The sequence below is a fragment of the Halalkalibacter flavus genome (assembly GCF_036663575.1).
GTDB classification, from domain to species: domain Bacteria; phylum Bacillota; class Bacilli; order Bacillales; family Bacillaceae_D; genus Halalkalibacter; species Halalkalibacter flavus.
This window is the reverse complement of record NZ_JAWRVK010000002.1, coordinates 48,973-75,765: the sequence shown is the minus strand read 5'-3', so window position 1 is coordinate 75,765 and position 26,793 is coordinate 48,973. Positions and strand designations below refer to the sequence as shown.

Below are 26,793 nucleotides of genomic sequence, written 5' to 3'. Positions count from 1 at the left end.
AAATGAATTTTGATGTAATCGTAATTGGTGCGGGTTCAATGGGAATGGCTGCAGGGTATTATCTATCTAAAAGTGGAAAGAAAACCTTATTATTAGACGCGTTTAACCCGCCTCACGACAAAGGGAGTCATCATGGGGAGACGCGAATTATTCGTTATGCTTATGGTGAGGGTGAAGAGTATGTGCCTTTCGTACTTAGAGCTCAAGAATTATGGAGTGATTTAGAGAAAAGTTCAGGCAAACAATTGTTTTTGCAAACAGGTGTCATCAATGCCGGAAATGAAGAATCTGATTTTATTCAAAATATAATTTCTAGTTCCCAAAAGTATTCGTTGCCAGTAGATATTATGGATTCAAAAGTAGTTCAAAACCGTTGGCCCGGTTTTTCTTTGCCTAGCAACTATATAGGTTGCTTTGAACCAACGTCAGGAGTCTTAAAATGTGAGGAAAGCATTCAAGCATATCAAGAACTTGCTAAGAAGAATGGGGCTACGATCATTACAAATAGCAGGGTAAGAAAGATTTCTATTAAGAATGAAAAAGTGACGATCCTAACAGATGGACAGACATTTTATTCTGAGGCTTTAGTTGTTGCTGCTGGCGCATGGGCAGGGCAGCTACTTTCAATGTTAGATTTAGAGGTTCCTCTTACACCAGTAAGGAAGACTTTTGCATGGTTTCAAGCTGATGAGAAGGTTTATCATCATACCAAGTTTCCAGCTTTTGCGGTTGAGACTTCTCAAGGTATGTACTACGGCTTTCCAAGTATTGATGGTGCTGGGATAAAGGTCGGTCGTCATGATGGAGGAGATCCAATAAGCCCTGATGAATCAATGTTAGCTTTTGGTGAAATAGAAGCAGATGAAGGAGATTTAGTAAACTACTTAAATCAATATATACCTGGTGCACAGCAATTGAAATACGGCAAAACATGTATGTATACACTCACGCCAGATGAGAAATTTATCATTGATTTACATCCAAACCATTCAAACGTTGCAATTGCAGCGGGGTTCTCCGGCCATGGGTTTAAATTTAGCAGTGCTGTTGGACAAGCATTGAGTAATTTGATTATTTCAGGGAAGAATGATGTAGACATTTCTCAGTTTGCGATCAATCGGTTTATGTAGTTAAGAAAAAAATTTTATTACATTTACGTAAACGTAACGAAAAGGGTTATCCAAAGTGCTGAAGTGACCTAGGATAACCCTATATCTTTACATAGATGGTGTCTTTGTATCAACCTCTTCCTTAGATTTTTTACTGTCAATCCAACCCCAAATACTAACAAGGAGCGGGCCGGAAATGTTGTGCCACACAGAAAATAGAGCACTTGGTAATGCAGCCAATGGTGAAAAATGAACGGTTGCAAGTGAAGCACCTAGGCCTGAGTTTTGCATCCCAACTTCAATGGAAATGGCTCTCCGTTTCGCTTCGTCTAATCCAACAAGTTTAGCTGTAAGGTAACCTAAGACTAAACCAAAAGAGTTATGAAGCATAACAGCAACGAACAGCAGTAATCCAGTTGTAGCAATGTTATCTTTGTTCGCACCAACAACAGCTGAAACAATAGCTAAAATAGCAACGATCGAAATTAAAGGAAGAACAGTTGTGCTCTTATCAACAAAATTAGGCATTAATTTTCTTAAAATGATTCCTAAAGCAATTGGTATAATAATCACCTTAATAATTGAGATAAACATAGCTCCTGCATCAACAGGGAACCATTGGTCAGCTAAAAGAAATAAAATAAATGGAGTCAGAATTGGAGCTAGTAACGTTGAAAAAGAAGTCATAGCGACAGAAACTGGCACATCTCCTTTAGCTAAGTACACCATCACATTGGATGCCGTTCCCCCTGGACACGCTCCTACTAATACAAGACCTGCTGCGAGCTCAGGAGGCAAATTTAATGCAATAGCTATTCCAAAAGCAACAAGCGGCATAATAACAAATTGTGCGATGACACCAATAATAACTGGAATTGGCTTCTTTAAGACAACCCCAAAGTCAGATAACCTTAATGTTAGCCCCATACCAAACATGATAATTCCTAGTAATAATGTGATATGAGGTGCAATCCACGTGAAAGTATCTGGTGACATAAATGCAATCATACTAATTAAGATTACGATTACCGCAAAATATTTACTTACAAATTGACTAAAAGAGTGTAATCCACTCATTTCTCATTCCCCCTACCAAACTTTGTTTCTTTTTTAAAAAATTGTAACATTTTACAGATATAATAACAAAAAATTTTGAAAACACCCTAATTATAGTGTAAGAAAAATATGCCAAAATTCTTGCATTGACTGCTCAATATTTGGCAGTCGAAGAAGGTAATAGGAACGACTTCTAGAAATATTCGTGCCAAAGTTCTGGCAGCTTTTTAGTCGTTTCTTTTTGTTATGTGGTAAGAGTACCGCATATAGCAGGAGTGTCAGGAACAAACGAAATTGGCATAAAAATTGCATTTAAATGGATGAGTCAATTATTAGGAGGGTCTGTCATGAAAATGGATTTATATAAACCAAATCGTCACTGGAAAGACATTGAACTTTGGAAAGATGTAACGCAAGAGAAATGGGATGACTGGATTTGGCAATTAACCAATACCATTCGAACTCTTGATGATCTAAAAAAAGTAGTGAATTTAACACCTGAAGAAGGAGAAGGTGTGAAAATTTCAACGAAAACGATTCCTTTAAATATAACTCCTTATTATGCTTCACTCATGAATCCAGATGATCCAAGGTGCCCGATCCGAATGCAGTCTGTACCCATTGGAGAAGAAATTAACAAAACAAAATATGATTTAGAGGATCCATTAGAAGAAGATGAAGACTCTCCAGTACCAGGATTGACGCACCGTTATCCTGATCGTGTGCTATTTCTAGTTACAAATCAATGTTCTATGTATTGCCGCTACTGTACTAGACGAAGGTTCTCTGGTCAAATCGGAATGGGGGTCCCTAAGAAGCAATTAGATGACGCAATTAATTATATCCGCAACACCCCGAAAGTACGTGATGTTCTTCTTTCCGGTGGTGACGGATTGTTAATTAATGACAAGATTCTTGAATATATATTAAAGAACTTACGTGACATTCCACATGTGGAGATCATTCGAATTGGAACAAGAGCACCAGTCGTTTTCCCTCAACGAATTACAGAAAATTTATGCAACATTTTAAAGAAATACCACCCAGTTTGGTTAAATACGCATTTTAATACGTCAATTGAAATTACGGAAGAGTCCAAAAAGGCATGTGAAATGCTCGTAAATTCAGGGGTTCCAGTTGGCAATCAAGCGGTTATTTTAGCAGGTATTAATGATAGCTTACCAATAATGAAAAAATTAAATTATGATTTAGTGAAAATTCGAGTTCGTCCCTATTATATTTATCAGTGTGATCTATCAGAAGGGATCGGTCACTTCAGAGCACCTATTTCAAAAGGTCTTGAAATTATTGAAGGATTACGTGGTCATACGTCAGGTTATAGTGTACCTACGTTTGTAGTCGACGCTCCTGGTGGTGGGGGGAAGATTACACTTCAACCGAACTATATGATTTCCCAAAGTCCAGAAAAAGTTGTTCTCCGAAATTTTGAAGGTGTTATTACAAGTTATCCTGAACCAAAAGGGTACATTCCTGGGCGTGCAGATGATTATTTCAGCAATATTTATCATAATTACAAAGAAAACCATTCAAATACAGGGATATCGTCGTTATTAAACGATGAACAAAAAACAATCGTTCCAAAATCGTTGGAACGATACAATCGACGCTCGAGTTATCAAGAAAATGAAGGATATTCAACACTTAAAGATCGCCGCCAAAAACGCGATGAATTGAAAGAAAAAAAGTATCAAACAGAAATAAAAAAATATAATTATGATTCAAATTCACAATCTCAGAAAGGAGAGGAAAAATGAAGTGTGAATGGTGTGAGCAACACGAAGCTGAAGAAATAAGTTGTACTGTTTACTGGGAGCTCCCCGATGGAACGCGCGCCATAGAAATAACAGACACACCAGGGATGGAATGTAAAAGTTGTGGTATGGAGTATCAAGCTGAAGAAACAATTCAAAAAATAGAAGATCAGCTGCTCCTGATTGATACAACTAAACTAGATAAAAGCATTAGCTACAAGCAACTAATGAAGAAAAAACGTTTTCTGAAATATAATTATTTTCGTTTTTAATTAAAGAACGGAACCGCTACCAAATTTTAAGCCTCTAGGAGCGGGATTCTCCTAGAGGCTTGTAGCGTGTGGAGCCATTGCAGTCTTTTTGAATACGCTAAAGTTAAAAAAGCCCTTCATAAAGAGAGAGGGATGAAAATGAAACGTTCATTACTAATTAAACCTATGATGGATGAAGACTACCCAACGGCTGTTCGAGCAGAAGGAATCTATATATATGATGCTCATGGGAAGAAGTATCTAGATGGTTCATCAGGAGCAGTAACCGCAAGTCTTGGTCATGCAGTTACTGAAATCATTGAAGCTGTCCATGAGCAATCGAAAGAAGTATCATTTGTTTACCGTTCACAATTTACAACGATCCCTGCTGAACAATTAGCACAAAAATTAAACACTTTGATAAATGCAAAAGAGAACTATTGGTCATTCTTTGTAAATAGTGGATCAGAAGCAGCTGAAACTGCTATGAAAATTGCCATTCAACATTTTCAAGAACAAGGGAAAACCCAAAAGAACAAAATTCTCTCTCGCTGGATTAGCTATCACGGAATTACAATCGGGGCGTTATCGATGTCTGGTCATGTGAAACGTCGTGAACGATTTGTTCCTCTTTTAGAGGATTATCCTAGTATTTCAGCACCGTATTGTTATCAATGTCCATTTCAAAAAACATTTCCAGACTGTCAGCTCGCTTGTGCCAGCGAACTTGAAACAGCAATTAAGCGAATTGGAGCTCAACATATTGCGGCCTTTATCGCCGAACCGATTGTTGGTGCAGCAGGAGGAGTAATTGTGCCTCCTGAAGGCTATTATCAACAAATTAGAAAGATCTGTGACCGATATAACATTTTATTTATTGCAGATGAAGTTATGACAGGACTAGGTCGTACAGGAAAAATGTTTGCTCTTGATCATTGGGATGTGTTGCCTGATATTATGACTCTTGGAAAAGGACTAAGTGCAGGGTATACCCCTATTGCTGCGACACTCGCTAGCGATAAAGTAATGAAGCCTATTTTACAAGGAACTAAATCGATTATGAGCGGACATACATTTAGTGCCAACCCACAATCTACTGCAGTTGCTTTAGCTGTTTTAAATTATATTGAAAAAGAAAATTTAGTTGAAAAAGTCGAAAATAAAGGGGCGCTTCTCCTTCAAAAACTACATGTGTTAGCCAAGGGGTTTCCAATGATTGGAGACATTCGTGGAAAAGGGCTATTAATTGGGGTGGAATTCACCTCAGAATCACATGGGCGTCTAACACAGAAAATAGTTACTACAGCAAGAGAAAAGGGACTTCTTCTATATCCTGCTTCAGCTGGAAGAGAAGGATTTGAAGGAGATGCTATCATTATTTCCCCCCCTTTTACCATTACAGAAAAAGAGATTAATCAATTAATTAAGCTTTTTTCAGACACATTACATGAAGTCCAAGGAGGATAGGAGGTTGAAGCCTTTGCAAAATATTCGCAAGCCTTTTAATAAAGTGCGTACTCTACAAAACACTATGAACTATATTAATGATGGCTGTTCTCTCATGTTTGGTGGATTTGGAGGTGTCGGTAATCCTCCAACACTAATTAATGGTCTTATAGAAAAAGGTGTGAAAGACCTCACATTGATCGGAAATGACGCTGGTTTTCCAACAATCGGAATTGGAAAATTTATTAGTCAAGGCAGAGCAAAAAAGCTAATAGCCTCGCACATTGGTTCAAATCCTGTTGCAGGACAGTTAATGGTTAATGGGCAACTAGAAGTTGAGTTTTCGCCACAAGGGACATTAGCAGAACGTATTCGTGCAGGAGGCGTTGGGTTGGGAGGCGTTTTAACAGATATTGGACTCGACAGCATGATGGAGGAAGGAAAACAAAAAGTTCAGCTAGAGGGGAAGACATTTTTAATAGAATCTGCACTTAGAGCTGATGTTGCGATTGTTTACGCGAAGAAAGCAGATGAATTTGGCAACTTAATTTATGAAACAAGTGCAAGGAATACAAATCCCTTAGTTGCGATGGCTGGAAATATTACAATCGCTGAAGTAGAAGAAATTGTCCCTGTTGGAAAATTAGACCCCCATGATATTCATACACCGGGTATTTTCGTAGATTATGTGATTCAAAGCAAAGGGGTAGATTGGAAATGGGCATGGGAATGAATATTCGAGAAAGGATAGCTAAGCGCGCCGCACAAGAAATACAGGACGGGATGATGGTGAATTTAGGAATAGGAATCCCTTCTCTCGTTGCTAATTATCTCGCATCTGAGTGTCGGGTTATGTTCCATGCAGAAAATGGAGTACTTGGTATTGGGAAAGCACCAGAAAAGGGAAAGGAAGATCCGACACTATGTAATGCAGCTGGTTTTCCTGTTACCACCGTTCCGGGTGCTTCTTATTTTGATAGCGCGGTTGCATTCGGAATGATTCGTTCCGGTTATTTAGATATCACTATATTAGGAGGACTAGAGGTAAGTGAACAAGGCGACCTTGCCAATTGGATCGTCCCTAAAAAGCGAGTGCCAGGAATAGGGGGCGCCATGGAGCTCGCAAAAAAAGCCAAAAAAGTGATCGTTGTAATGAATCATACAAATAAAAACGGTGATGCCAAAATCATGAAGCAATGTCGACTTCCACTAACAGCTAAAGCTTGTGTCAATTTGATTATTACTGATATGGCAGTAATTGAAGTAACAGATCAAGGGCTACTATTAAAGGAGGTAATGGAGCCATATTCTACAGAGGAAGTCATTGAAGCAACAGAAGCACATCTTCTGGTACCAGGTGAGGTGAAAATAGTGAAAGAAAGCTAGACTAGGGGGAAAAGCAATGGAAAATCAGCATCATTTTAGAGACAAAATTTCAAGCTGGTTAAAGGCTCATCGGTGCAAAGGGACTCACTTGCTACAGAAGCTAGTTCAGGCCAAGAGTACTCAAGGTAATGAGGCTGGGGCTCAAAAAATTGTTATTGATACGTTAACAGAAATGGGCTTAAATATTGATATTTGGGACCCTGAAGGAAAAGAGTTGCAAACACATCCGTATTTTGCTTCTTCTAAAATTGATTTTCATGGAAGTCCAAATGTTGTTGGTGTATTGAAAGGCAAAGGAAAGGGACGATCCATTATTTTAAATGGACATATTGATGTCGTTCCTGCCGGTGATCGTGAACAATGGGATGAAGACCCGTATAGTGGCAAAGTAAAGGATGGAAAGATGTTTGGTCGAGGAGTAACGGATATGAAAGGGGGGAATGTTTCGCTGCTTCTTGCTATTCAAGCTATTCAGGCTCTTAATATTCCTCTTAAAGGTGATGTGATCTTTGAGAGCGTTATTGAAGAAGAAAGTGGAGGGACAGGAACATTAGCTAGTATTGAAAGGGGATATAAAGCCGATGCTGCAATTATCCCTGAACCGACGAATATGAAAATATTTCCAAAACAGCAAGGGTCAATGTGGTTTCGCATCTTTGTGAAAGGACGTTCGGCTCATGGTGGAACGAGGTATGAAGGAATTAGTGCGATTGAAAAAAGTATGCTAGTTGTTAATCATATTCTTAACCTTGAGAAGGAGAGAAATAGCCGCATAACAGACCCTTTGTATGAAAAGATCCCCATCCCGATCCCGATAAATATTGGAAAAATTGAAGGAGGAGAATGGCCTTCTTCCGTTTGTGATCTTGTTCAAATTGAAGGACGAATGGGAGTTTCACCAGAGGAAACAATCGAGGAAGCCAAAGCAGAAATGGAACAATGGGTAAGAAAATTAGGGGAACTAGATTCGTGGTTTAAACAAACCCCACCAAAAATAGAATGGTTTGGTGCGAGATGGCTTCCTGGTTCCATTCCAACTAATCATCTGCTAGTAAGTTCTTTAGCAAACAATTATCAATTAGTTTTAAAAGACGAACCAATAGTTGCAGCATCGCCTTGGGGAACAGATGGGGGGCTCTTAACAAAGGTAGGAGAGACTCCGTCCGTTGTGTTCGGACCCGGAGTAACAGAAAAAGCACATTTCCCTAATGAATATATAGAACTTGATAAGGTATTTGTTACAGCAGAAATCATTGCTTTAACGGTAATAGATTGGTGCGGGATCGCAGAAGCGCAATAGAGCTATAAATTGAAATAGGCAAACTAAGTGAAAGATAGCAAGATGGATATAATCTGTGAGGTATATTTACGGATGTACACGTATCTTGTTAGATCTGCAACTTCGTTTGTCTTTTTTATTTGTTATAAGTCTTATTGTAATGAGTTTAAAGAGCAAGAATAGAAATAAAAAATTACACTCTTTTAAACATGTATCTGTTTACAGATATGAAGTTTATAAAAAGATCGTTATATTATCTGACAATATTAACCAAAGTTTTTGAACCATCTGATAAAACTAAATTATGAGATAAGAACATACGGACATTTTATTTTTTTTATATGAACATTGTGCATGATGAACAACAAAAATGGGCTGATTCAGCCAAGGTGGCTAATGATGATTTTGAAAGAATCTTTTACACTCTAATCAACGTTATAAAAAGGAGGCAGGTAAATGTTGTTTGATACGGTCATACTATTTGGAACGGTTGTAACTGAAAACGATGTGGTTGAAGCGGATTTAGGAATACATAATGGGAAAATTGTCACAATCTGTGAACCAGGAACAATTAAAGCAGGAACTGCAAAGATAATTGATGCTAAAGGTTTACACATATTTCCGGGTTTGATTGATGTACATGTTCATTTTAATGAACCTGGAAGAGATAATTGGGAAGGACTTGAAACAGGAAGCCAAAGCTTAGCTGCGGGGGGAATCACAACATTCTTTGATATGCCTTTAAACAGCAATCCCCCTACTACTACTAAGGAGCGCTATTTAGAAAAACAACAGTTAGCTAACGAAAAGTCGATTGTAGACTACCGTCTATGGGGTGGTTTGGTACCAGATAATATTGAAAATCTAACAGAACTACATGAAGAAGGTGCTATTGGTTTTAAAGCATTCATGTCGGAATGTGGTACGGATGATTTCCAGTATGCTGATAATAGTACTTTAATTCAAGGAATGGAAAGAATTGCAGAACTCGATTCAATTTTAGCGCTTCATGCAGAATCAAATGAGATGATAAATTATTTAACCGAAAAAGCAAAAAAGGAACAACGTTTATCCAGCCGAGATTACTGCAACTCACGTCCGATCCTCTCAGAACTCGAAGCAGTTGAAAGAGTTTTACGTTATGCAGAGCTAACAGGTTGTAAATTGCATATTGTTCATGTAAGTAGTAAGAAGGTTATTAATCGAATTAAAGAAGCAAAAGAACAAGGGGTCGACGTAACGGCCGAAACGTGTCCACATTATTTAAGTTTAACTATTGATGACTTTGAGGAGATTGGTCCTACTGCTAAATGTGCACCTCCCTTGCGAGAAAGAGAAGAAGTAGAACTGTTATGGCAAGCTTTAAAAAATGGGGATATAGACATCATTAGCTCAGATCATTCACCATCACCTCCAGAGTTAAAAACACAAGGCGAACATATTTTTGATGTTTGGGGAGGAATTGCTGGTTGTCAAAATACATTACATGCTCTCTTAACGGAAGGTTACCACAAACGTGGAGTTTCATTGTCAAAAATTGCAGAGGTTACCGCTATACAACCCGCAAAGCGTTTTGGTTTATATCCAAATAAAGGATCGATTCAAATCGGTTCGGATGCCGATTTAACAATCATTAACCTTAATGAAAAATTCATGTTGAAAGCAGAAGATCTTAAATATCGCCATAAAATTAGCCCGTATGTGGGGAAGACCTTTATCGGAAAGACCTTGTATACATTTTCAAGAGGCGTTTGCGTTTTCGAAGGCTTGAATAGCAAGACTAGTGTTTAACAATAGTATCTAAAAATTAAACTGAATATTCCGAATTCAGGAGCAGAACCTTCAAATTGAGGAAAAAGGAGTGGAAGAACATGAGAGCAGAAGCGAAAATTATGTCAGTAAAAGAAGAACAACCGAAAAAGAAGAAGTTTGCTTTTCCTCACATTTACGTTATTCTATTGATATTTGTAGCTGTGATGAGTATTGCGTCCTATTTCATCCCCGCTGGAGAGTATGAACGAGTTGAAGGCCCGATGGGGAGAATGATGATTAATCCAGATGTTTTTACATTCATTGAATCAACACCGATCGGTTTGATGGATTTTCTAACAGCTATTCCTCAAGGGATGGTAAGTGCTAGTTCAGTCGTGTTTTTCACCTTTATGATAGGTGGAGCATTCATGGTATTAAAAGACACGGGAATTATACATTTTGGCGTGGATCGATTAACGAGAACGTTTATTAGTAGAAAAGTATTAATTATTCCTGTTTTATTAGTTACATTTTCGGTTATTACCGCTTTTATTGGTACACCAGAGTTAGCATTAGTATACGTACCTATTTTAATTCCTTTAATGATTAAGCTAGGCTATGACAAGATGATGGCCGCTGGTGTAGCCTTGATTTCTACAACTGGGGGTTTTTTAGCGGCACTAACGAATCCAGGTACGGTTGGTCTATCTCATCAAATAGCCGAATTACCTGTTTATTCAGGTGCGGGTTATAGATTTTTATTATTAATGGCTATTATTACTTCTGGTGTAATATTTTTAATTCGATATGCTAAAAAGTTAGAAAAGAATCCTCAATTAGTTAAACAAAGTTTAAAAGAGACTGCATCTCACCATATTTATAAAGAGAAGAACTATGAAATTACAACAAGACAAAAGGTTGCAGGGATTGTCGTGATCTTGATGTTTGTTGGTATGATTTATGGAGTATTGACACATCAATGGGACTTCATAAAGTTAGCTGGATATTTCCTGGCAATGGGAGTCATTGTAGGAATTGTTGCAGGAATGTCTGGAAACCAAATTAGTGAATCTTTTAACAAGGGGTTCCGGGATGTTTTACTTGGCGCAATGATTATTGGTGTTGCCCGAGGTGTTGCCGTTGTTATGGAAGAAAGTCAAATCATTGATACGATCATCTATGCGTTATCACATGTGGTTAGTAGTTTACCATCATCGATCACCGTATTAGGGATGCTTGCAACGCAAGGTTTGTTTAATTTCTTTGTACCTTCTGGTAGTGGCCAAGCATTAATTACAATGCCGATTATGATCCCATTAGCAGATATTGTAGGAACAACAAGACAGACTGCTATTTTGGCTTTCCAAATCGGAGATGGTCTATCAAATATTATATTCCCTACTTCAGGATACTTTATGGCGACGATTGCTGCTGCTGGAATTTCCTATGGTAAATGGGCTAAATTTATCTTTCCATTATTGATCGTTTGGTTTTTAATTGGTTGTGGATTTTTGTTTGTTGCTCATGCAATGACATGGGGACCATTTTAAGTTATAAAGGGGTGTCTCATTAGGTCAAAAACCTTTTGAGGCACCCCTTTTTCTCTCTTGACTAAGCTTTGTTTTTCCACAAATCAAACATTGCTTGCGCAAATTCAATTCCTTGATATAACAAAATACTTAATGCACTTGCCGAGAAAACAGCAACTGTAATTAGACGAATCCAAAACACATTGATTCCTCCTTTCAACAAGGGATTATGCGGAATAAATGTTGTTTTGAAAATAATTCGACTTATAAAATACAGCTAACAAAAAATGTTTAATTGATGTTTCATAGTGAGTTTCAGAGGTTGCTAGTTTCGGTAAAAAAATTAAACAAATGAGTAACGTAAGGGATGCAGGTTTAATACTTTGTATTTTCAATTCTTGAAAATCGTATAACTGACTAGTTTCAATTACTGCGTCAGGACCATAGCCTTTTTCTGCAAAGGTCTTTTCAACTGGAAAAGAGGTGTGTAAAAGCAAATAAACCATTGATGAAACTAAAAGAATAACATATTTCATGTTTTCACCTCTTCGTAAGTAGTCAAATCATACCATGATCTATACGAGTGGGAAATAGGCTTAAATTACTAATGCTAAAAATGGACAGTCCTGAATTTTTTCATGAATTAGGTATAGTGATTTGGAGAAGTAAAACCATCAGTCGTATATTTTCTAACGTTCCGCTTAACTTATCTACACGTTACTTCATGGCTGTTAGACCAAGACCGAGTTCAATCTTCTCAGGAGAGTTACCGTTATTCTTAAGGAGAAATAACTTCTAATCTGAAGTAAACAAATCAAATATAAAGGTGGTTATCAAACAGGATTGAAAGAATTTTCTAGAATGAAACTTAGTTTTTATCATATATGTGGTATGAGGACAAACTTTGGGAGGAGAATCTAAGTGTCAGATCTTTTAAAAATCCTTGTATTTTCATTGTTTTTAAGTTTCTTATGGGTAATTCCTCGGTTTGGTCTAATTATTCAATGGATATCGGAACATGTTTGGCAGTCTAGTATAATAGGGTTTTCAATCGTATTTGTACTAGTTATCGTAAATTGGGTTAAGTCAAGAAGAGCGAATAAAGTACAAAATGAACAATTAAAGGTAGAAAAATCTCAAGGATAACCTCATTATTCGATAGCTTCTGTTAGCGAGTACCGGTGTAATATATTTTAGACGTCAAAATAAAAAGGCTTAGGTGCTGGATAGTAACATCTAACTCTTCTATGATAGAAATGCAAAGAACTACATTGGAGTGATAGTAAATGAAAAACATTAAAGTGTATCATGTTGATGCGTTTACCGATCAACCGTTTGGAGGAAATCCTGCAGGGGTTGTACCAAACGCAGAATCAATGGAATCTTTTGAGATGCAATAGATCGCAAAAGAGCTTAATTTGTCGGAGACAGCTTTTCTCATACCTTCAAAAAGTACAAATACAGATTTTCGTATTCGATATTTTACGCCGAGCAGTGAAATTGATTTTTGTGGGCATGCCACCGTTGCATCAGCTTGGTTACTTGGTACGGTATATGATTGGGTAGAAAAATAGAACATGATCACGTTTGGACAAACATTGGTCATGTTCCGGTTGAATTCGTTACTATGCAAGGCGTATTACATGCTGTTATCATGGAACAGGTAGAACCAAAAGTAAAAAAGATAGAGACAGACCTATCTGAGTTAGCAAGCTATATCGGTTTAACTAAAGATGATATTGATACAAATTATCCTGTTAGACGTGGGTATACTGGGAATTGGCACCTACTCATACCTGTCACAACACGTAAGGCCATTGACCAAGCTGTACCTCAGATTCTCAAATTGAAAAAGCATAACGAAAGAATATCTGTACGACTCATCTATTTACATTTGATAGTCAAGAAAAAAATTGCTTGATTTATTCACGTGACTTTGCTCCTTCTGTAGGAATTCATAAAGATCCTGTTACAGGTTCAGCAAATGGGGCATTAGCTGGCTATTTTATACTCGAAGGAATCTTAAATTCAAAAGTAGATCATGTCTTTTGTATTGCTCAAGGGCATGCAGTTGGAAGGCCAGGGAAGATTGACATTATCATCCATGTCGATGATAACAAGCCAATCATTAAAGTTTGAGGTATGGCAGTTCCTACGATTGCTGGTACTTTATTAGTAGGGGGAGAAGAGTAATCTAAAGTATTATTTACCTCCTTTTTTTGTGTATCTATTCGCATAACTAGAGGCTACAAAGGCATCTGGTTTAATTTTAGGTTCAACCCCCATCGTTTCCAACCGGGCCACCATTTCTTTTACATATTCTCGTGTTTTATTGCGTTTCCCTGAACCGATATCGATGTGTCCTTCAATAGAAAATGTAGCTCCTTGGTATACGTATGGTAAGACAATATCAATCAATTTGTTCTTTTTTGCTTCTGAAAACATAGAGACAATCTCTTCTGTTAGTGTAGTTTCTAACGATATTCGTTCATGCAAATGGTGCATTGGCTTAGGTATCGTTATTTTTCGGATGCAAGCCCAAGCACCTTTCCCAGTATTTTGAATCACAATTCCAGTTATAAAAACCGTGCATCGTGCATGAACTTGTGAATCCGTTCCAACCATCAGTCGATAATTGCCACGTGGATTTAATTTCATAAATTTAATAATTCGCTTAAAAACTTGTTCAAACGACATACTTTTTTCTTGTAAATTTTGAAACTTGTAGTGTAACCTTTCTTGTTGTTTCAAATGATCACCTACATTTACTTGGTATAATATCCATCATATGCAAGCAAGCTATTTTTATTAGTTAAATCAGAAAATTATGGCTACTATCCCTAAAATTCGACTAAATCAGTAAGAAATGTTTGCGCATAATGTGTAGTGGTAGTAATATAGATAGAGAATTCAAAAAAAACTTTTCCCAAAACAATAATTGTTGTGAAAAAATAACATGTAATGTAATGGGAATAGTTCGAGCACACTAAAGAAAGAAAATATTAGGAGTGGTAGAAATGAGCAAACAACAAGTTGGAGTTATTGGACTTGCAGTAATGGGTCGTAACCTAGCGCTTAACATTGAAAGCAGAGGGTATAGTGTTTCTGTATTTAACAGATCTTCTGAAAAAACGGAGACTATGTTGAAAGAAGCAGAAGGTAAGAATGTCGTTGGTACATATAGCATTGAAGAATTTGTTGCTTCACTAGAAACACCAAGAAAAATTTTATTAATGGTACAAGCTGGCTTTGCTACAGATGCAACAATTGAGCAGCTTTTGCCACATTTAGAAAAAGGCGACATTTTAATTGATGGTGGAAACACGTTCTTTGAAGATACTCGTCGTAGAAACAAAGAGCTTGCTGAGTCAGGCGTTCATTTCATTGGAACAGGAGTATCTGGTGGTGAAGAAGGAGCGCTTAAAGGGCCTTCTATTATGCCAGGTGGACAAAAAGAAGCATATGATCTTGTAGAGCCTATCTTAAAGGATATTTCTGCAAAAGTTGGCGGAGATGCTTGTTGCACATACATCGGTCCAGATGGTGCTGGTCACTATGTAAAAATGGTTCATAACGGAATTGAATATGGAGATATGCAGTTAATTTGTGAATCTTACCACCTTATGAAAGACGTTCTTGGACTAAGTGCACAGGAATTACATGAAACATTTAAAGAGTGGAATGAAGGAGAACTTGATAGTTACCTAATTGAGATCACAAAAGACATCTTCACTAAGGTAGACGATGAAACAGGAAAGCCTATGGTTGATGTTATTTTAGATACAGCTGGTCAAAAAGGGACTGGAAAATGGACAAGCCAAAGTGCGCTTGATCTAGGTGTACCGTTATCGATCATTACAGAATCTGTTTTCTCTCGTTTTATTTCAGCGATGAAAGAAGAGCGTGTGAAAGCGAGCAAAATTCTAAGCGGACCGAATACTACGTTTGAAGGCGATAAAAAAGAATTTGTTGAAAAAATCCGTAAAGCATTGTACTTAAGCAAAATTTGTTCTTATGCTCAAGGGTTTGCTCAAATGAAAGTAGCTTCTGAAGAGTATGATTGGAACTTAAACTTAGGTAATATCTCAATGATCTTTAGAGGTGGTTGCATTATCCGTGCTCGTTTCCTACAAAACATCAAGGAAGCGTACGATCGTGATGCAAACTTAACGAATCTTTTACTAGATCCTTACTTCAAAGAAATCGTAGAAAGCTACCAAGAAGATGCTCGTGACGTAGTAGCTACAGCTGTTAAGCTTGGAATTCCTGTTCCAGGTCTTGCAAGTGCGTTAGCATACTTTGACAGCTATCGTACAGAAACACTTCCAGCTAACCTTCTACAAGCGCAAAGAGATTACTTTGGTGCTCATACGTATCAACGTATTGATAAAGAAGGAACTTTCCATACAAACTGGATGGAAAAATAATAAATTGTGTAAGGTGGCTTCGACTTAGTCGGGGCTGCCTTTTTTTGTTTGGATAATTTTGTATTTATTATTACTTTGTATTCTGGTACGATGAGTTTACCTGAAAAGGAGGATGATTCATGTCAACATTTTATGTAGAGAAACTGAATTTTAAAGAACCTAAGAAAATAGCGGAAATGTTTGATGCATTGTTACAGGAATCTACGGACACAGTAGAGGAATTAGAATCATGGCTTAAAAAACAGTCAGAGCTATTTGATACCATTGAGGAAGCAATGTCTGGGCATTACATCGACTTTCAATGTCAAAGTGACTCTAAAGAGGCAAAAGAGATTTTTGAGCATGATCAAAGTGTCATTGATCCCCTTTATAAGAAATATAATTCTTTATTTGATGAGGCATTTTTATCTTCTAAGGCAAACGGCCAATTAGACCCTATTTTGTATGAACAGTTGATTAAAAGAAAACAAAATGCGAAAGAAATTTTCAGATTAGAAAATATTGACTTAGAAGTAAAAGAAGATGCACTTGCAACGAATTATTTTGAACATACAGGAGGACTAACCGTTCAATGGGGTAATGAAGAACTGACATTAAGTGAACTTTCTCCATACATACAAGACCCTGATCGTAATACGAGAAAAAAAGCTCTTACTTTAATATCCGAAGCCATCCTCTCCAAGGAAGCAGAGCTTCAACAAATTATGAATGAGCTTATTGTGTTACGTCATCAAAAAGCTCGAAACACAGGGTTAACGAATTACAGAGATTATATGTTTAAAAAATATGAGCGCTTTGATTATTCACCACAGGATTGTAAAAAATTAGCAGAATCAATTCGTAAGTATGTCAAACCGCTCAAAGAAAAATTACAAAAACAGCATAAGACTGAACTAGGTGTTGACACGTATAGACCATGGGATAGACAAGGTGTACCACAAGGACAAAAGCCATTACAGCCTTTTACAACAACTAAGGAGCTTATTGAAAAGTCGAAGGTTATCCTTGGAAACCTTGATCCACGTTTTGCTGAACTTCTAACAACGATGGATGAACGTGGGATGCTTGATTTAAATAGTCGAAAAAGCAAAGCGCCAGGCGGTTTTTGTTCTAATCTCCCTGTATCACAGCTTTCGTTTATTTTTATGAATGCGTCCAGGACACAAGATGATATGATTACTTTGCTTCACGAAATGGGGCATTGTATTCATAATGACTTAATGAGAAAGCAACCAATTGGAGACTATCGTGAGACACCAATGGAATCAGCAGAATTAGCAAGTATGTCAATGGAGCTTTTGACTATGGACCAGTGGAATCTCTTTTATGAAGATGAGGCAGATCTTATACGTGCAAAGAAAGAGCAGTTAAAAGGAATAATCGATTTTCTTCCTCTAGGGATGATTATTGATCAGTTCCAGCATTGGATGTATGAAAATCCAGATCATACATCTGATGAACGCGATAGAAAGTACAAAGAACTGATGTTAGATATAGATTCAAATGTGGTTAATTGGAATGGTTATGAGAAATGGCAACAAACAGCTTGGTTGCGTGTTCTTCATATTTTTGAGGTGCCATTTTATTATATAGAATATGTGATTGCCCAGCTAGGAGCAGTCCAAATGTACAAACAATACCGAGAAAATCCAGAACAAGCACTTGAAAATTATAAAAAAGCATTAGCTCTCGGTTCATCTAAATCTTTACCTGAAGTATATGAGGCGGCAGGGATTCGCTTTGATTTTTCAGATTCGATGATTCAAGAATTAATGGTATTTTTAGAACAAGAATTAGAACAGTTGCAGTAAAACAAAAAGAGTTGTCAGTTGTATGGCAACTCTTTTTGTTTGAGGAGACCTTATAGAAAGGGAATAGGGATATGGGGAAAAAGAGTCTAATCATAATACTGATTTCTAGTTGTATATTATTTTTTTATGTTTGTTTTTTACATATTCAAATCATACGTTACAGTCATATCGAAATTGAGCGAGACATTGATTATGTCATAATATTAGGAGCAAGGGTAAAAGGAGCCGAACCATCCTTATCCCTTAAATATCGAATCGAAGCTGCGGCTGAGTATGTATTAGAAAACGAAGAAGTGGTAGTAATAGCAACCGGTGGACAAGGGGCTGGTGAGGACATAACAGAGGCTGAGGCTATTAAAACGGAATTGATGAGGAAAGGAATTGAAGAAGCGCGTATTTTCTTAGAGGATGAGTCTACTACTACAGTGGAAAACATCCGTTTATCGAAAAAACACATTCCTGATATATCTAGAAAAGGACTCGTTGTTACGAACCGTTACCATGTTTACCGAGCGACAATGATTGCACAAGATCAACAATTAGACATTACCGGACTGCCAGCTAAAACACCAAGAGCTGTTTTGCTGCAATCTTATTTAAGAGAATATTTAGCTATTACAAAGTATTTTTTTACGAGGAATTTTAATTAATATTTAAACGTTAATAGTCGTAAAATCTTTATTTAGTCAAAAAAGATCAAACTTCTCACTTGAAAAGTCAAAGAAGGTCAAATATAATAACCATAGATCGTCAATACATTACAGCCATAAACGGCTTTTCTTTTTATATAATTGGTCAAAAATAGTCAAAGTCAAAAAGGAGGAACTAAAAATGATTTTATGTGACAAATGTCAAAGTAAACAAGCAAACGTAAAAGTAAACGTAATGATTAATCAAATGAAAAAGCAACTTGAATTATGTTCTGACTGTTATCAACAATCACAAAAACAATTTGGAAGGTCATCATTTCATTTAGATGACTTCTTTAAAGGGTTCTTGCAAGAAAGTATGTCAGGATCTAATCACGGTTTTACCCAACAACAAGTAAAAGAGGCAGATCCGGGCCATAACGGAGATGGATTCCTAGATCAACATGGACGCAACTTATCAGATGAAGCAAGACAAGGTCGAATTGATGCTGTAATTGGGCGAGAAAAAGAAATAGAACGTGTAATTGAAGTACTTAATCGTCGTTCAAAAAACAATCCTGTCTTAATTGGAGAAGCAGGTGTCGGAAAGACAGCAATTGCAGAAGGCTTTGCCTTAAAGATTGTAAAAGGGGAAGTTCCAGCTAAGCTTTTAAATAAAGAAGTATACGTTCTAGATATTAGTTCTCTTGTTGCAGGTACAAGCTACCGTGGTCAATTTGAAGAGAAAATGCAACAACTAGTGACAGAATTAAAACAACGAGAGAATGTGATTCTCTTTATTGACGAACTTCATATGCTGGTGGGAGCAGGTAGCTCATCAGAAGGTTCAATGGATGCAGGGAACATTCTAAAGCCATCATTAGCAAGAGGAGAGTTCCAAATCATTGGTGCAACAACATTAAAAGAATATCGAATGATTGAGAAAGATCCAGCACTAGAACGTCGCTTCCAACCTGTTGTCGTCAAAGAACCGACTTCAGAAGAAGCTTTTGAAATTTTAAAAGGGATACGTCCTATTTACGAAAACTATCACAATGTAAAATACTCTGATGATGTATTAAAAGCATGTGTATCATTATCAGACCGTTACATCCAAGATCGCTTCTTACCAGATAAAGCGATTGATCTATTAGATGAAGCTGGTTCAAAATTAAACCTTACGCAAGGTATAACAGACAAAGGCAGGTTAGAAAAACGATTGGACGACCTCACTCGTGAAAAGGAATCTGCAACAAAACAAGAAAATTATGAGAAAGCAGCACGCTTGCGAGATGAAGAACTCGAACTTAAAAAGAAATTAGATAATGATGTTATTGAACCTGTGACAGAAGTAACCATTGAACACATTCAAGATATCATCGAAAAAAGCACAGGTATTCCTGTGAAGAGACTTCAGAAATCTGAACAGTCAAAAATGAAGAATCTATCAGGAAATTTATCTAAGAGAGTAATTGGACAGGAAAAAGCAATTGAAAAAGTAGCAAAAGCAATTCTTCGTGCTCGTGTAGGACTGAAGCCCAAAACTCGTCCAACTGCTTCATTCTTATTTGTCGGACCCACTGGTACAGGAAAAACAGAGTTAACAAAAACTCTTGCTGCTGAATTATTTGGAAGCAAAGATTCGATGATTCGCCTTGATATGAGTGAATATATGGAAAAGCACTCCGTTTCTAAATTAATCGGTTCACCTCCTGGATATATAGGACATGATGAAGCAGGTCAATTAACAGAGCAAGTGAGAAGAAACCCATATTCAATAATTCTTCTTGATGAAATTGAAAAAGCTCACCCGGATGTTATGAATATGTTCCTACAAATTATGGAAGATGGCCGCTTAACTGACAGTCAAGGAAGAGTGGTCAACTTTAATGAAACTGTTATCATTATGACGTCAAATGCGGGTGTGAGTGACAAGAAATTAGGTGCCATCGGTTTTAATGAACCTGAAGGTGAAAGTGTCCTCAAAACTCAAAGCATTCTTGAAAGCTTACGAGATTACTTTAAGCCTGAATTTTTAAACCGTATTGATTCAATTATTGAATTTAACCACCTAGAACAAGAAAATCTCATTAAGATTATTGATATTATGCTAGAGGATTTACAAGAGACACTTACGGAGCAAGGATTATCAGTGACTGTTACAGAAGCAGCTAAAGAAAGAATAGCTGAGCTAGGGTACCATCAAGCATTTGGAGCTCGTCCACTGCGCAGGGCAATTCAAGAACATGTTGAAGATCAAATAACGTCGATTTTAATTAACAGCGATGAGAAGATTACTATGTTCACGGTTGATGTTACTGAAAATGAAATTAAGGTAATAGGTAGATAATAGGCTAGGAAATTCGAACGAAAAAATGTATGTAAATAACTCTTAAAACACACGTTATTTAATAAAAAATAGCGTGTGTTTTTGATGATACAAAAAAACCTACGTGTTGTAATGGTGTAGTATTTATGTTATGTTAATTCCCAGGACAAGATGACCATAAATGTATTTTGGTCATTTTTTTAGGGGGGAATTGAATGGAAAGTGAAAAGAAGCGAAAAATTATGGAAGCTGCCACGAGATCTTTTGCTATTTTTGGGTACAAAGCAACGACAATAGATCAAATTGCTAAGATAGCAAAAGTAGGCAAAGGTACGATTTATTTATACTTCACTACAAAAGAAGATATCTTAAAAGGGATTATTAATGATATTGCTCAGAAAATGAGAGATGTTGCAAATGAATCCATCATACCTGATCATTCTTTTATAACCAATTTTAATGCTGCTTTATCGGGAATTGTTGAATTCCGTGAAAAACATGAATTAACGATCAAGCTGTTTCAAGAGGTGAAGGAACTTGGTACCCCTGCAGTAGTTGATGCACTTCAATCCTTAGAAATTGAAATATGCGATTTTATTGAGTCGAAAATAATTAATGCTATTGAACGTGGAGAAATACGTGAATGCAATCCAAAAATTACAGCATTTCTTATGTTTAAAATGTATATAAACCTTGTTAATGACTGGAAGGATCGCTACGAACCATTACCGAAAGAAGAAGTATCAAATTTAATTAATATGTATTTTATGGAAGGGCTAGCTAAACACAAGTAAGTAAAGTTTAGCTTTTCTTTTCAAAAGCTAATGACCTAAAAACCGATATAGTCATTAGTGCTTTATCGTCAATTTTTTATAATATAATTTCAGTTCTTTTAAATTTTGGAGGAGAGTAATGAGAAATATATGGAGCATTTTCAAACAAGATCTTCTAAATCTTAAGCGTGTCCCACTTGTTGCTATTTTGCTAATTGGATTGGCAATATTACCAGCTACTTATGCTTGGTTTAATTTAGGTGCCGCTTGGGATCCTTATGGTAATACAAAAGGGATTCAGGTTGCTCTTGTAAATGAAGATCATGGCACAGAGATTAATGGAGAGTATATTAATATAGGAGAAGAACTAGTTGAAAACTTGGCAAATAACGAAAATTTAGGTTGGACTTTTGTTTCAAGAGACGAAGCTGAAAAAGGAGTCAAACATGGCGATTATTATAGTGGTATATATATACACCATAACTTTACAGAAGACTTAGTACAAGTATTATCAAATGAGCCTGTTCAGGCAGAGATTTTTTATCAGGTAAATGAAAAGATTAATGCAATTGCTCCAAAGATGACGTCAGCTGGTGCTTCAACGATTGTAAAAGAGATCAATGATCAATTTGTAGAGGAAGCATCTAAAGCATTGTTTCAAGAGTTTGATAGAATAGGCATAAAGATTGAGGAGGAGCTTCCTACTCTTCGCAAATTAAAGCAAGTAATCTATGACTTAGAACATCGTTTCCCTGAAGTAAATGAGTTTGCTAACTGGCTTATCGAAATTGATGAAAATTGGTATAAAATTGAAAGTCATGCAGATAGAATTATAGCTATGGAAGAGCACATTCCACAAATTAATCTAATAGCAGAGCAAATCTTAGAACTTGAAAAACAATTTCCTCAAATTTATAAGTTTACTGATGAAATTTTATTACTTGAAGAAAAAATACCTGAAATTAAGAAAGTCGAAGATGAAATGGAGCATATTACGCTTCAATTCTCTAAGATTAATGACAACTTACAAGAGGCATTAGAAGGGACAAAAAATGCTCAAACGACGATTCGATCTGCAAAAGAAAGCCTTTTAGCTCTACAATCAAAAGGCAAGACGGTGCAGGAATATGGGAATGCATTTACAACCTTTTTTGAAGATGCACAGGCAACAGCTAATCCTGTTATTGATACGTTAGCTCAGCAGGTACTCTTTATCAGCCAGACGACTTCAGCGATAGACCAATCACTTGCGATGCTTGATAATGAACAAACCCAAGCACATGCTAAAGAGTCCTTGAATAGAGTTAATAAAGAGTTAAGCTCACATATCCGTGTGTTAGAGAACGGATTGAATATGTATATTATTTTATATGAGACGTCAAAGGGTGAGGGGCTTCTTCCGGTAATAGATCAATTATCGAGAATAAAAGAAATGCTTGAAACACTTCAAAAAAAAGTTGTAGTTATAACGCAACTTGAAGAAGGCAATAATCTTGGACAGGATCAAGTTGGTTCAATGAGAGAAAAGACTAAAATAGTAGAAAAAAGATCGAATGAACTTCATACGTTCATAAAGAGTGAAGGAGCTGAAAGTATTGAAAAAGCAATTGAAGCTACCCATTCACAATTAAATCAGGCGGATGGGGCCTTTGAAGAAGCTTATTCTCAACTGGAATCAATGGAAGAAGTATTGATTCATGCAGAGATGATAACTGTAACAGGAGAAGAAAACATCAAGGAATTAATCGAGAGGTTACCTGAAATAGAAGTAAGAATAAATGAAATAACAGACAAAATCCAAAAGGATCTACCGGCTGTCATTGAGCTTATTAAAACATTGAGTGAGTTTATAAAAAATGATTTACCCGTAATTGAAGAACAATTAAACCAAGTAACCGTTTTTATCAGGGAAGATCTTCCTAAGATAGAATCTAATTATCTGAAACTAACTAAAATAATGGAAGAAAGCTTACCTGATGTTCAGCAGTCAATCAATGAACTAGCTGAATTTAGTCGTGAACACCTTCCTGAAGTCGAAGCGAACATTAAAGCAGCAGCAGAGCGAATTAAAGTGATAGAAGATGATGAGTGGATAAGTGACCTTATTTCAATTCTACGAAATGATTTAGATGAAGAAAGTGAATTTTTTGCTAATCCAGTTACCTTAATTGAAGAGGAATTATTTCCTATTCCGAATTATGGTTCAGCTAATGTACCTTTTTATACAACATTAAGTCTCTGGGTTGGGGCCTTACTCTTATCAAACTTAATTAGTACGAATCTACATTCGGGCGATCGTGTGGAAAGTTATACTCTCCGACAAATTTACTTTGGAAGAATGATTCTATTTCTTATAGTTGGAATTCTCCAAGGGATTATCGTTAGTGTAGGAAATTTAACTTTGTTAGGTATTTATGCGGCACATCCATTCCTTTTAGTTTTATTTTCGATCATTATTGCCGTTGTTTTTATGACAATTGTTTATACTCTAACATCAATCTTGGGGAATATTGGGAAAGCGTTAGCTATTGTTCTTCTTGTCTTACAGTTATCGAGCGGAGGTGGAACGTTTCCAATTGAAGTAGCTCCACCGTTTTATCAGGTTGTACATCCGTTTATGCCATTTGCTTACGCAATAAATCTGTTACGTGAAGCTGTTGGTGGTATCATCCCTGCCTTAGTGTGGAAAAACTTATGCGTGCTTGCTAGTTTCTGGCTCCTTGCAGTAACAATAGGTTTCTTGTTAAAACCAATCCTTGCTGGTAGAATCGAAAAAACAGTTCAAAAGTCAAAATCGAGTCGACTTATTGAATAATAAAACTTAACATAGAAATAAAGACAAAAAGGTTTTGGAAAGGTCTCCAAAGCCTTTTGTCATATTTAATAGTACTTGTAATAGAGCGAGTGCTCTCATAATAAAGAAAGAAAAAAGAAGGAAGGCTGCTCGTCTCCACAAGTCCAAAATGCCTTAGGTTTGCCAGACGGTAAAGTTAAAGATACGGAGAATTACGTCAAAAAAGTGATTAACGAAGAACGTGCAGGTAAACCCGTATCCCGTGTCATTTTTGATGAATACTCCGATGTTATTGCAATAACAATTTTAATGTTTATAGATCAAAAAAAGAAGTCCTGTCACATTGGTACATGGATTGGATATGATTATTGGGGCAAGGGATATAATCAAGCATCAAAAATAGCAATCCTAGCAATTGCTTTGGAGAGCTTTGTTTAGAATACGTTTTTTCAGGGGCACGGGAAGTAAATATCAGTTCTCAAAAAGCTCAAGAAAAACTTCCATTTATCAGGCTTCATGTAGAATCAGAGTTTCCTAAAAGAGCATAGTGCTCTTTTAGCGAAAAGAAAAGCAACCGTGTAAACGTCTTTTATAGTGAAAACTTTTTTTCCATTTATTAAATGTATTATAAATAGAAGGTATAGGAATAAGTATAAAGGATTAATATAGATTCACTTTTGAAACAGTAAATTAATTTAAAATAATATTACATGTAAATCTCTGTTATTTCCTGCATCAAATTGACAGGTGATAAACTATTAGAATATAATTTTTTGTGGTTTAATAATAAAAAAGGGGGATTTACATGAAGCGCATTTCAACGAAGTTTCTCATCATCATGCTCGCTCTAGTTGTCGGTTTTGTTGCTGCTTGTAGCAATGATTCAACAAATGAGGGTTCTAACACTGATAACGAATCAACTCTTACAATTGGGGGGGACCTAAATATTGGTGTTGTATCTGATCCTGTTTCATTAGATCCACATGGTGCGAACGAAACAGTTGCTAACACAATCAATGCAACTATTTATGATCGCCTTGTTTACATGGATCAAAATTCAGAAATTCAACCAGGGTTAGCTGAATCGCTCGAACAAATTGAAGATACGGTTTGGGAGGCGAAAATCCGTGAAGGTGTTACGTTTCATGACGGAACGGAACTAAATGCGGAAGCTGTTAAGTTAAGCCTTGACCGTGTGCGTGATCCAGAAGTTGCAGCGCCTGTTGCATTTTTATTTGGAATGGTAACGGATGTACGTGTAGTTGATGAATTCACTGTACATATTGAGACGGAATTTCCATTTGCTCCACTTCCAGCTCATTTAGCTCATACTGCTGGTAGTATTATTAGTCCGCAATTAATTGAGCAATCATATGAAGACCTTGCAAATGGAGAAAATCCATTTGCTGCAGCAAATGAACAACCATCAGGTACAGGTTATTTCAAATTTGAGAGCCAACAGCCTGGAAACTCAGTAACTCTTTCTAAAAACGAAGATTACTGGCATGAAGAACAAGCGAAAGTGGACACAGTGACTTTCAAGGTTATTCCTGAAAGCTTAACGCGTATTGCTGAGCTAGAAACAGGGGAAATTGATATTAATTTTACTGTTTCTCCTAGTGATGTTTCGCGTGTCGAGAGCAATCCTGATACTATTGTTGAACAAGTTAATAGCACGAGAATGGTTTACCTTGGTTTCAATACTGAAGTAGAACCGTTAAACGATGTAAACGTTCGTCGTGCGCTACACATGGCTGTAGATAAAAATGCCTTAGTTGAAGGAATTTTAGATGGTGTTGGAATTCCAGCAGATACTCCAATTGCTCCAGGTGTATACGGTTATAGTGAAGGTGTCGATACTATTGAGTATGATATTGAACAAGCAAAAGAACTTCTTGCAGAAGCTGGATATCCTGATGGTTTTGATGTTACGTTGTTAACAGATGATGAGCGTGAGCGCCAAGACTTAGCTGTTGCACTTCAATCTCAACTAGCAGAAATCGGTGTAAATGTTAACATTGATACGTATGAGTTCGGAACCTATATAGAACGTGCGGGTTTAGGCCAAATGGAAATTTTCTTAGGAAGCTGGGGAACAGTGACTATAGATGCTGACTATGGTCTATACGCAGTATTCCATTCCAAAAATATTGGACCACCAGGAAATCGCTCTCGTATTGTAAACGAAGATTTGGATGAACTTCTTGATGCAGCTAGACAAGAAATAGATCCAGAAACTCGAATTGATTTATATGCACAAGTTCAAAACAAACTAGCTGAAGAATCTCCATATGCATATTTATACTTCCCTGATAACATCTCAGCAGTACGTTCCGATGTTGAAGGATTTTGGCAATATCCAAGTGGTTATTTCTTCTTACGTGATGTAACGTTAAATCGTTAATTATTGATAAAAGCTGTCTCTAGACAATGATCTTAAGAGACAGCTT

General features: G+C 36.7%; 23 protein-coding genes and 1 pseudogene. 21 read left to right on the top strand and 3 right to left on the bottom strand.

The window, feature by feature from the left end; genetic code table 11:
- Nucleotides 1-2 precede the first annotated feature (2 nt).
- Nucleotides 3-1,130 (top strand): N-methyl-L-tryptophan oxidase, encoded by a 1,128-nt coding sequence (solA, locus tag SAY88_RS01600; protein ID WP_332628733.1) that lies wholly within the window; start codon nt 3-5, stop codon nt 1,128-1,130.
- 87 nt (nt 1,131-1,217) lie between these two features.
- Here the strand turns inward: solA and SAY88_RS01595 are convergent, their stop codons facing one another.
- A complete protein-coding gene (locus SAY88_RS01595) occupies nt 1,218-2,186 on the bottom strand; it encodes a bile acid:sodium symporter family protein (RefSeq protein WP_332628731.1) in 969 nt (322 codons plus the stop codon).
- A 326-nt stretch (nt 2,187-2,512) separates the two neighbouring features.
- On the opposite strand from SAY88_RS01595, the gene kamA reads away from it, so the two are divergent.
- The 8 genes from kamA to SAY88_RS01555 all read left to right on the top strand — a co-directional run bounded on the left by kamA (nt 2,513) and on the right by SAY88_RS01555 (nt 11,601).
- Nucleotides 2,513-3,940: a lysine 2,3-aminomutase gene (gene kamA / locus SAY88_RS01590; RefSeq protein ID WP_332628729.1), complete on the top strand. Its 1,428-nt coding sequence runs from the start codon at nt 2,513-2,515 to the stop codon at nt 3,938-3,940.
- A complete protein-coding gene (locus SAY88_RS01585) occupies nt 3,937-4,209 on the top strand; it encodes a YokU family protein (protein ID WP_332628727.1) in 273 nt (90 codons plus the stop codon). The genes kamA and SAY88_RS01585 overlap by 4 nt, the downstream gene beginning before the upstream one ends.
- A gap of 138 nt (nt 4,210-4,347) precedes the next feature.
- Nucleotides 4,348-5,655, top strand: a complete 1,308-nt coding sequence (locus tag SAY88_RS01580) for an aspartate aminotransferase family protein (protein ID WP_332628725.1) — start codon at nt 4,348-4,350, stop codon at nt 5,653-5,655.
- A 22-nt stretch (nt 5,656-5,677) separates the two neighbouring features.
- On the top strand, nt 5,678-6,367 hold the full coding sequence (locus SAY88_RS01575; RefSeq protein WP_332629028.1) for a CoA transferase subunit A: 690 nt from the start codon (nt 5,678-5,680) through the stop codon (nt 6,365-6,367).
- Nucleotides 6,352-7,020 carry a 3-oxoacid CoA-transferase subunit B gene (locus tag SAY88_RS01570; RefSeq protein ID WP_332628723.1) on the top strand — a complete coding sequence of 223 codons (669 nt, stop codon included), beginning with the start codon at nt 6,352-6,354 and terminating at the stop codon, nt 7,018-7,020. Before SAY88_RS01575 ends, SAY88_RS01570 begins: the two co-directional genes overlap by 16 nt.
- A gap of 16 nt (nt 7,021-7,036) precedes the next feature.
- Nucleotides 7,037-8,320 (top strand): peptidase, encoded by a 1,284-nt coding sequence (locus SAY88_RS01565; protein ID WP_332628721.1) that lies wholly within the window; start codon nt 7,037-7,039, stop codon nt 8,318-8,320.
- A gap of 435 nt (nt 8,321-8,755) precedes the next feature.
- Complete coding sequence (locus SAY88_RS01560) at nt 8,756-10,090, top strand: allantoinase (RefSeq protein ID WP_332628719.1); 1,335 nt, start codon at nt 8,756-8,758, stop codon at nt 10,088-10,090.
- Between the two features lie 80 nt (nt 10,091-10,170).
- The gene (locus SAY88_RS01555) at nt 10,171-11,601 is read left to right on the top strand and encodes a YfcC family protein (RefSeq protein ID WP_332628717.1); all 1,431 of its coding nucleotides are present in this window, start codon (nt 10,171-10,173) and stop codon (nt 11,599-11,601) included.
- A 206-nt stretch (nt 11,602-11,807) separates the two neighbouring features.
- Here SAY88_RS01555 and SAY88_RS01550 read toward each other — a convergent pair whose 3' ends face one another.
- The gene (locus tag SAY88_RS01550) at nt 11,808-12,116 is read right to left on the bottom strand and encodes a hypothetical protein (protein WP_332628715.1); all 309 of its coding nucleotides are present in this window, start codon (nt 12,114-12,116) and stop codon (nt 11,808-11,810) included.
- 385 nt (nt 12,117-12,501) lie between these two features.
- Here SAY88_RS01550 and SAY88_RS01545 point away from each other — a divergent pair, with 385 nt between their 5' ends.
- The 4 genes and pseudogenes from SAY88_RS01545 (at nt 12,502) to SAY88_RS01530 (ending at nt 13,719) form a co-directional block, all read left to right on the top strand.
- Nucleotides 12,502-12,726 carry a hypothetical protein gene (locus SAY88_RS01545; RefSeq protein WP_332628713.1) on the top strand — a complete coding sequence of 75 codons (225 nt, stop codon included), beginning with the start codon at nt 12,502-12,504 and terminating at the stop codon, nt 12,724-12,726.
- Nucleotides 12,727-12,866: 140 nt separating this feature from the next.
- Nucleotides 12,867-13,154 (top strand): annotated as a pseudogene (locus tag SAY88_RS01540) (PhzF family phenazine biosynthesis protein).
- The gene (locus tag SAY88_RS01535) at nt 13,139-13,501 is read left to right on the top strand and encodes a PhzF family phenazine biosynthesis protein (RefSeq protein WP_332628711.1); all 363 of its coding nucleotides are present in this window, start codon (nt 13,139-13,141) and stop codon (nt 13,499-13,501) included. Before SAY88_RS01540 ends, SAY88_RS01535 begins: the two are co-directional and overlap by 16 nt.
- Nucleotides 13,498-13,719 (top strand): PhzF family phenazine biosynthesis protein, encoded by a 222-nt coding sequence (locus SAY88_RS01530; RefSeq protein WP_332628709.1) that lies wholly within the window; start codon nt 13,498-13,500, stop codon nt 13,717-13,719. Before SAY88_RS01535 ends, SAY88_RS01530 begins: the two co-directional genes overlap by 4 nt.
- A 63-nt stretch (nt 13,720-13,782) precedes the next feature.
- Here SAY88_RS01530 and SAY88_RS01525 read toward each other — a convergent pair whose 3' ends face one another.
- The gene (locus tag SAY88_RS01525; RefSeq protein ID WP_332629026.1) at nt 13,783-14,277 is read right to left on the bottom strand and encodes a ribonuclease H-like YkuK family protein; all 495 of its coding nucleotides are present in this window, start codon (nt 14,275-14,277) and stop codon (nt 13,783-13,785) included.
- A 320-nt stretch (nt 14,278-14,597) separates the two neighbouring features.
- On the opposite strand from SAY88_RS01525, the gene gndA reads away from it, so the two are divergent.
- From gndA to SAY88_RS01485, 8 genes are all read left to right on the top strand, one after another.
- The gene (gene gndA, locus SAY88_RS01520; protein WP_332628707.1) at nt 14,598-16,007 is read left to right on the top strand and encodes an NADP-dependent phosphogluconate dehydrogenase; all 1,410 of its coding nucleotides are present in this window, start codon (nt 14,598-14,600) and stop codon (nt 16,005-16,007) included.
- Nucleotides 16,008-16,126: 119 nt separating this feature from the next.
- The gene (locus SAY88_RS01515) at nt 16,127-17,818 is read left to right on the top strand and encodes a M3 family oligoendopeptidase (protein ID WP_332628705.1); all 1,692 of its coding nucleotides are present in this window, start codon (nt 16,127-16,129) and stop codon (nt 17,816-17,818) included.
- A 71-nt stretch (nt 17,819-17,889) separates the two neighbouring features.
- Nucleotides 17,890-18,468: a YdcF family protein gene (locus SAY88_RS01510; protein WP_332628704.1), complete on the top strand. Its 579-nt coding sequence runs from the start codon at nt 17,890-17,892 to the stop codon at nt 18,466-18,468.
- A 184-nt stretch (nt 18,469-18,652) separates the two neighbouring features.
- Nucleotides 18,653-20,797, top strand: coding sequence for an ATP-dependent Clp protease ATP-binding subunit (locus SAY88_RS01505; RefSeq protein WP_332629025.1), 2,145 nt, complete (start codon nt 18,653-18,655; stop codon nt 20,795-20,797).
- Nucleotides 20,798-20,991: 194 nt separating this feature from the next.
- On the top strand, nt 20,992-21,570 hold the full coding sequence (locus SAY88_RS01500) for a TetR/AcrR family transcriptional regulator (protein ID WP_332628703.1): 579 nt from the start codon (nt 20,992-20,994) through the stop codon (nt 21,568-21,570).
- Between the two features lie 118 nt (nt 21,571-21,688).
- Nucleotides 21,689-24,364 carry a YhgE/Pip domain-containing protein gene (locus SAY88_RS01495; RefSeq protein WP_332628701.1) on the top strand — a complete coding sequence of 892 codons (2,676 nt, stop codon included), beginning with the start codon at nt 21,689-21,691 and terminating at the stop codon, nt 24,362-24,364.
- Nucleotides 24,365-24,523: 159 nt separating this feature from the next.
- Nucleotides 24,524-24,781, top strand: a complete 258-nt coding sequence (locus SAY88_RS01490) for a GNAT family N-acetyltransferase (protein WP_332628700.1) — start codon at nt 24,524-24,526, stop codon at nt 24,779-24,781.
- Between the two features lie 367 nt (nt 24,782-25,148).
- Nucleotides 25,149-26,747: a glutathione ABC transporter substrate-binding protein gene (locus tag SAY88_RS01485; protein ID WP_332628699.1), complete on the top strand. Its 1,599-nt coding sequence runs from the start codon at nt 25,149-25,151 to the stop codon at nt 26,745-26,747.
- Nucleotides 26,748-26,793 lie beyond the last annotated feature (46 nt).